We start from the raw sequence: 6,181 nt of genomic DNA, 5'->3' as shown, positions 1-6,181 counted from the left end.
TCGTTATTAGCCAAAGGTTACACCTCTTCCCCAATTATTCTTAGCCGTTGTTCGTTTGTTATGCTTATTGACTGCCTGAACAACTTGCTTGTCAGTCACTACTGCCGGAATCGGATTGTTTTGGCCATCGACCAATTGACTCATAAGTTTAATCATTGTATCAAACTTAGCTTCAAGTCTTTTGACAGCCTGACCATCTGAATTACTTGATTGGTTGGTGTGCTGATCTGTTTGCTTAAAATGAGCCATAGTATCAGCTAGCAATTCATAGGCTCGTCCTCGTTTATTAATATCCCATGGAATGATGGTTTCCGGTTTATTACGTTCGGCTACTTTAATTAACTGTTCTTGATCAACTAAGCCGCCATTCGCATATCCTAAATAATTAGCAACTTTCTTCGCACCGTTAACGTGTTGCCCCGTATAGCCACCACGTTCCCAATCTTCAGAAAACTGACTAGCTAACGAAGTGATCGAACCGTGACCCTCGAGGATTCGTTTAAATACAGAAGAATCAGAACTGTCATCGCTTAACGCAAACTTTAATTGGGTAGCTGCATTGCGCCAGTTTTCACCATGACGATGAGCATATGATTTCAAATGATTCAGTCTACCACCTAACCACTGCCCAAGCCCAGAAGCTCCACCAGATGAATTTCTTGCATTAGGATTTAATCCCGACTCAAATTCCCAATTGCCAAGGATTGCAGCAATTCCTGCCTTGGTTGCGCGTGGATCTAGTTTTTTCAACGCTTTTGCTAAGGTTTTGGCTCTAGCCGCCACATCGCCACTTAATCCAAAACTACTTAAACTACCAAACAGTTTTTGCCATAATGGTTTTAAGTTCTTTGATACCCAACCCCAAACTCCAGAATTCTTTAATTGTGACTTTACTAGTGCTTGTAATCCGGAGCTTTGTTTATGAGATTTAGTTGACTTTTTAACTTTGTCAATTAATCCAGGTACTCTTCGGATCCCAACAAAATCACCGAATCCCTTGATGGTAGAATATTTAATCCCGTCCTTTGGATTTTCGGCACTGAACATATGCCCAGAGCCACTATTATCAACCACAATACCAACGTGTTGACTTCCTCTACGACCGAAGAACGCTAAATCACCAGTCTTCGCATTCTTCCAAGATACAGGCTTAGAAAAGTTGTATTCAGGGACAGTAGTCGAGCCACCAGGAACTGTAATTCCCATGTGTTTCAAAGTCTCATAAACTAAGCCAGAACAATCATAATAATTCGGTCCTAAGCGGACATTAGAGCCTTCAGAATATCGGTGATGGGCACGATTTGCCAATTTCTTAGCTTCATTCAAAAATGCTGAATCAGTCTGACCACCGCCTTCGGAAACCATGCCATGTAGCATATTCCAGGCAGTATCCCACCAAACCGAACCCTGTTGCTTGTCGCGTTTGCCAAACATATTGGCAAAGTTCTCTCCAACAGTTCCCTTTATATCGCCAAAGTTAGGTTGAAAAGCTTGTTTGAAGGTTGCATCAGAATGCTTAGCAATATGAGATAACGCTGACAACTTCTGCTTTAAAGAACCCCAAATGCCTTTAAAGAGTTTCCCGATACCACCAAATAAACCAGTACCTGACGCAAAGTGCTGCATGCCATTTAAAGCCATTAACATCTTAGACTCTGTAGCATTTAAAACGCCGGAACCAGCTTCTAGGAACCGGTGAGTATCTTTACCTTCAACTGGTTCTAATTGCCCATCTGCGTGGACAATGATTTCTTTATTATGTGTTTCTGGTGAATCGTGACCATCGTTAAGCTTAGCCAAAACTGGTTGGGTTAATAAACCATTTTTCAATAATCCGGTACCTGTTGCCCAGGCTACCGTTGGAATCTGATCTAGGGTTTGTGAACCACCGTATTGTTTAAAGACCTTATTCTGGGCTGAAATGGCATTCTTATTCATCCCATTAACTAATTTTCCAATCCAATTACCAACTGACTTCCAGATGCCATGCCAGGAGAGACTGTAATTGTCTTTGGTTTTGGAATTATTTTTCTTAATACTCTCATATTGAGAAACAGCCTGAGCTGTTACCTTCTGATTTTGATTATGCGCATAATCGTAAACCTTATCAGACTGCTGTTTTGCTTTAGTGATTGAATCGTTTTTTTGTTTATCGGCATGATTAATCACACCAATTCTTTGTTTACGAGCCTCCTCAATAATTTTTTGGCGTTGTGCCTTGGCAGCCGAACTATTTCCCTTGTACTCTTCATCTGCTACTTTAACTGTATTTTTATATTTCTTCCAAGCAGCGTTATAGACACTATGATATTCATCGTTGGCTTTTTTACTGACAGACTTTTGCTCTTCATCGGCATTAGCCACCAATTTAATCATTTTTTCTTTGGAATATTTTTTACTCTTTTCAGTGAGCGTTTTATAATCTTTAGCAATCTTATTAGTAGACAGTTTAATCTGGCCAGCTAAGGTAGTATGCAGTTCGGCTTCCTTAGCAGTTACTTTCGTAGCAAATTTAAGATGTTGTTTTTCAAGTGCTTCTTTCTTTTCCTTCTGCAACTTTTCAACTTGAACGGATCCTTTACCGTATTTATTCTCAGCTTTTAAAATCTTTTCATTCCATGATTCCGTTAGTCGTTGCCGTGATTGCGCATAATATTTGGCAATTGCCTGCTGATCCTTTTGACTCATCAGAGTTAATCGGTTGGCTTTAGATCCTTCATCTTTAATAATTTGCAGGCGTTTTTCGTACTCTTTTTTAGTAATGTCCCCGTTTTTATAAAGTAATTGTAAGTTCTTCTTGTCCTGAGCTTCACGGTTTTTATAATAGCTTGTCGCTTCATCAGAAAGTTTCTTGAAAGAAGATTTGGCAGATAGTTTTGGTACATGAATTTTTTGAGCCGATAGTCCTTTTTGAATAGCTTTGCCGAATTTACGGCCAACGCCTTCACCCACTAGTCCACCTAAGCCAGCTCCGACAGCTGTACCAATTCCAGGTAAAATAGCTGTCCCGATTGCTGCACCTGCTGCAGTACCACCTAATGAACCGGTAGCAGCGCCAATGTGTGAACCGGCACTCTTCTTTTTCATGCCAATTAAATCAGTTGCTGAATTTAAAACGTCTAAGACACCTACAGAGCCTGCAACAACCTTTCCGAATTTGCTAACACCTTTAAACTTTTCAGCTAATTTAGCGAATCGGCCTATCTTTCCGGTATCTTCGGTGACTTTACTTGTATCATCTATGTCGTGAATCGCTGTTTTACCGTCTTTTTCAGCATCTTCGGCAACCTTACCTTCACCACCAGCGTTATCAGCAATATCATCAACTGTGCTAGTTTCATTCCCAGCATCCACATTGGCTTCTTTAGCCTTAGTGTTACGTTCAATGGCTAGAGTTTGATCATCATATGCTGATGTCAATCGGTTCACCTTTAGCTTTTGACCACTAAAAACAGAAGTAAGGTCGCTAAATATTTTAAAGTATTTATAAACTTTGCCAACTGCCCAAATTGCAGCTAATGCTTCACCAAAGCGCTTGACACCTTCATAATGTTTAACAGCAAAAATGCCAATATTGGCGATTCCTCCTGCCACATGTGCAGTTAAAGTAGCCGTTTTACCAATATCTTTCTGAAAGCCTTTTTCACCAAAGAGCTTGGTCATTTGATTAGCTGCTTTTGTCATATATGGCAACAACTTAGACCCAAACATAATTGATAATTGATCCCAGGCTTGCTTAAACCGTTTCTGAGACATTTGGGCAGTTTGAGCATTTTTGTTAGCTAATCTTTGAACGTAAGTCCCAGCTTTGCTTGCTTTAGAAACATTGTTGGTTAAATCAGCCAATTGGCCATTATATTTAGCTAAGATTTGAGCTGCTTGCATGCCGGTTTGACCAAAAACATTTTTAAAGATGCGCGCTGTATCAGCTCCACCAAGTTTTTTAGTATGTTCCTCAATAATTTTAAAAATTGCAGGCAACGTTTTGAAATTACCATTGGCAGTTTGGAATATTTTAGTTGATTTAATTCCAATTTCATTTAAAGCGCCCATAGCTGAATTTGTTGGAGCTGCTAAACTAGTAATAATTTTTCGCAGACCTGTCCCAGCTTTATCAGCTTCCAAGCCATGGTTACTCAATTCACCTAAAGCAGCAGAAGTTTGCTCAATACTAAAGCCCGCATTATTAGCTGAATCGCCTACATATTCCATGCCCTTGCCTAAACTGTGGAAGTCAGTAGCAGTCATGTCAGCAGAATAAGCTAATGCATTGACTACACGTTTAGTGTTGTGCATCATTTTTGCCGTATTATTGGTTTTCATGCCAAATGCTTCAATCGCTTGGCTTGATACTTTAACCACATCTTTAAAGTCATCACCAGAAGCCACACTGGCTTGCAGTTCAGTTTTCATAACCGCTAATGATTCAGCACCTGTATGGCCACGCTTGATCAGATCTTGGTATTGATCAGCAATCTCTTTTTGACTAACTCCATATTTAAGAGCGTACTTAGCCCCGTCTTTTTGCATTTCTGTCACGGTTTTAATAGCAGTTTTAGCCTTGTCGCCACCCGTAACCAGTAAGTTTTGGTTTACTTTATAAACATTTTGAAGTTCAGTTGCTTTTTTAGCGCCAGAAAAAGCTGCTGCTCCCAATGTCCCCATCGCTACGCTGGCACCTAGCAAACTACCCTTGATTGACCCAAATGAATTTTTAAATTTGTTTTTAGCAATGTTGGCTTTATCGCCTAATCGAACCATTGCATCGCTCATGTGGCCAACTTGTAAGTCGTACTTAACAACATCTGAACGGACATTGGCTAGTGAAGTGGCTGTTTTGTTAACTCGCACTTGTTGGGTGTTAAAGGCTTCGTTAGCAATATCCAAGCTCCCTTTTAATTGATTAAGTTTTTCCTTTTCTTGAACATATTCATCCGCATTCTTGTGGGTATCATTGGCGAGGCGGTTAACAACATTTTGTTGTTTTTCATAGGCCAACTGGGCTTGTTTATAAGCCTGTGAGTTTTTACTGAGTTCACTATTTTGTAATCTGTACTGATCAGATAAGCTATTCAATCCTTCCTTAAGGCCTTTAAGCTTTACTTGACCAGCCTGGTTAATCTTTCCTTGAGCCTTTAGCGCATCCACATAAGAATTAGTTACCTGATTAAGGTTATGATAGTTGCGCTGTAATCCAGATAGTCCTGAATTAAGGTATTCAAATTGTTTTTCCGCCTTAGACTGTTGATCATTTAATCCAGCAATCTTCTCTTGTGCTTTAGCAATCTGATTAGCATATTTGGCATATTTTTCTGAACCTTGATTGGTCGTTTGATCGAGGCCTGACTGTCGACGCTTCAACTCATCAATTTTTAAGTTATAACCTTTAATTTCTTCTGATATTCCTTGATACCTAGTTTTTAAAGCATCTAGTTTATCTCCAGAAGGCTTTAAGGCCACCTCCTGAGAACGCCATGCATTGGTATTAGCTTTAATGTAATTGGTTAAAGTCTTTAATGACCGTGCTGGTTGTACTGCATCCAAGCGAATTGAAGTACTCATTACATCATTAATAGTAGCCATTAGTCAGTCCCCTTTCGTTTATTTAATAACTCGACAACCGGATCTGTTACTTGTTTCTTCTTATCCTTAGCATTTAAGACTGCCATAAATTCAAAGTAATCTTGTCGGTTTAACTCATCTGGTAAGATTCCTTGCTTCATCATTTGTTGTTTAAAAAAAAGCATATCTTGTTGGGATATGCTTAAATCATTGATTAATTTAGCTAATCTTAATTGTTTTCTTTTGGGTCAGCTGATTCCTCACTTTGCTGTTTGGTGACAGTCTCCCAGTCTTCATCACTCATACCTTGAAACCGGAATAATACATAGGCCATGAAATTTTGAAAATCCGTGAAATCCAAAGTGGATTTAATCTTTTTCAACTTCTTGATCAGTCAACTTAAAAATATCAATCATAAATTGTAATAGTCCTTGAACCATTTTCTTTTGCGTTTCCAAAACTGCTAGTGGATCATCGTTAGTAAAGTCAATTGAATCCGATTTTAGCAATTGAATTTGTAAATTTTGTGCTTTCTCAACGACTCCTACAGTAGTCTTAACCTCAGCTGACTTTTTACGTAAACCTAATCGAGTAATATTAATTTTCATGATCAAAACTC

At 39.1% G+C, this 6,181-nt stretch carries 4 protein-coding genes; all 4 read right to left on the bottom strand.

The window, feature by feature from the left end; genetic code table 11:
- Positions 1-6: 6 nt before the first annotated feature.
- Genes HMPREF0519_RS11485 through HMPREF0519_RS14630 form a run of 4 tightly spaced genes read right to left on the bottom strand, consistent with a single transcriptional unit; the run spans position 7 to position 6,170 of the window.
- Positions 7-5,583, bottom strand: coding sequence for a phage tail tape measure protein (locus tag HMPREF0519_RS11485; protein ID WP_003636433.1), 5,577 nt, complete (start codon positions 5,581-5,583; stop codon positions 7-9).
- The gene (locus tag HMPREF0519_RS13960; RefSeq protein WP_003636432.1) at positions 5,583-5,747 is read right to left on the bottom strand and encodes a hypothetical protein; all 165 of its coding nucleotides are present in this window, start codon (positions 5,745-5,747) and stop codon (positions 5,583-5,585) included. Before HMPREF0519_RS13960 ends, HMPREF0519_RS11485 begins: the two co-directional genes overlap by 1 nt.
- Before the next feature lie 44 nt (positions 5,748-5,791).
- Positions 5,792-5,896: a phage tail tube assembly chaperone gene (locus HMPREF0519_RS14635; protein WP_267878693.1), complete on the bottom strand. Its 105-nt coding sequence runs from the start codon at positions 5,894-5,896 to the stop codon at positions 5,792-5,794.
- A 34-nt stretch (positions 5,897-5,930) separates the two neighbouring features.
- Positions 5,931-6,170: a phage tail assembly chaperone gene (locus HMPREF0519_RS14630; RefSeq protein WP_003636430.1), complete on the bottom strand. Its 240-nt coding sequence runs from the start codon at positions 6,168-6,170 to the stop codon at positions 5,931-5,933.
- Positions 6,171-6,181: the final 11 nt, after the last annotated feature.

The organism is Lentilactobacillus hilgardii DSM 20176 = ATCC 8290 (genome assembly GCF_000159315.1).
GTDB classification, from domain to species: domain Bacteria; phylum Bacillota; class Bacilli; order Lactobacillales; family Lactobacillaceae; genus Lentilactobacillus; species Lentilactobacillus hilgardii.
The sequence above is the reverse complement of the archived record's forward strand: the minus strand, read 5'-3'. Positions and strand labels throughout refer to the sequence as shown.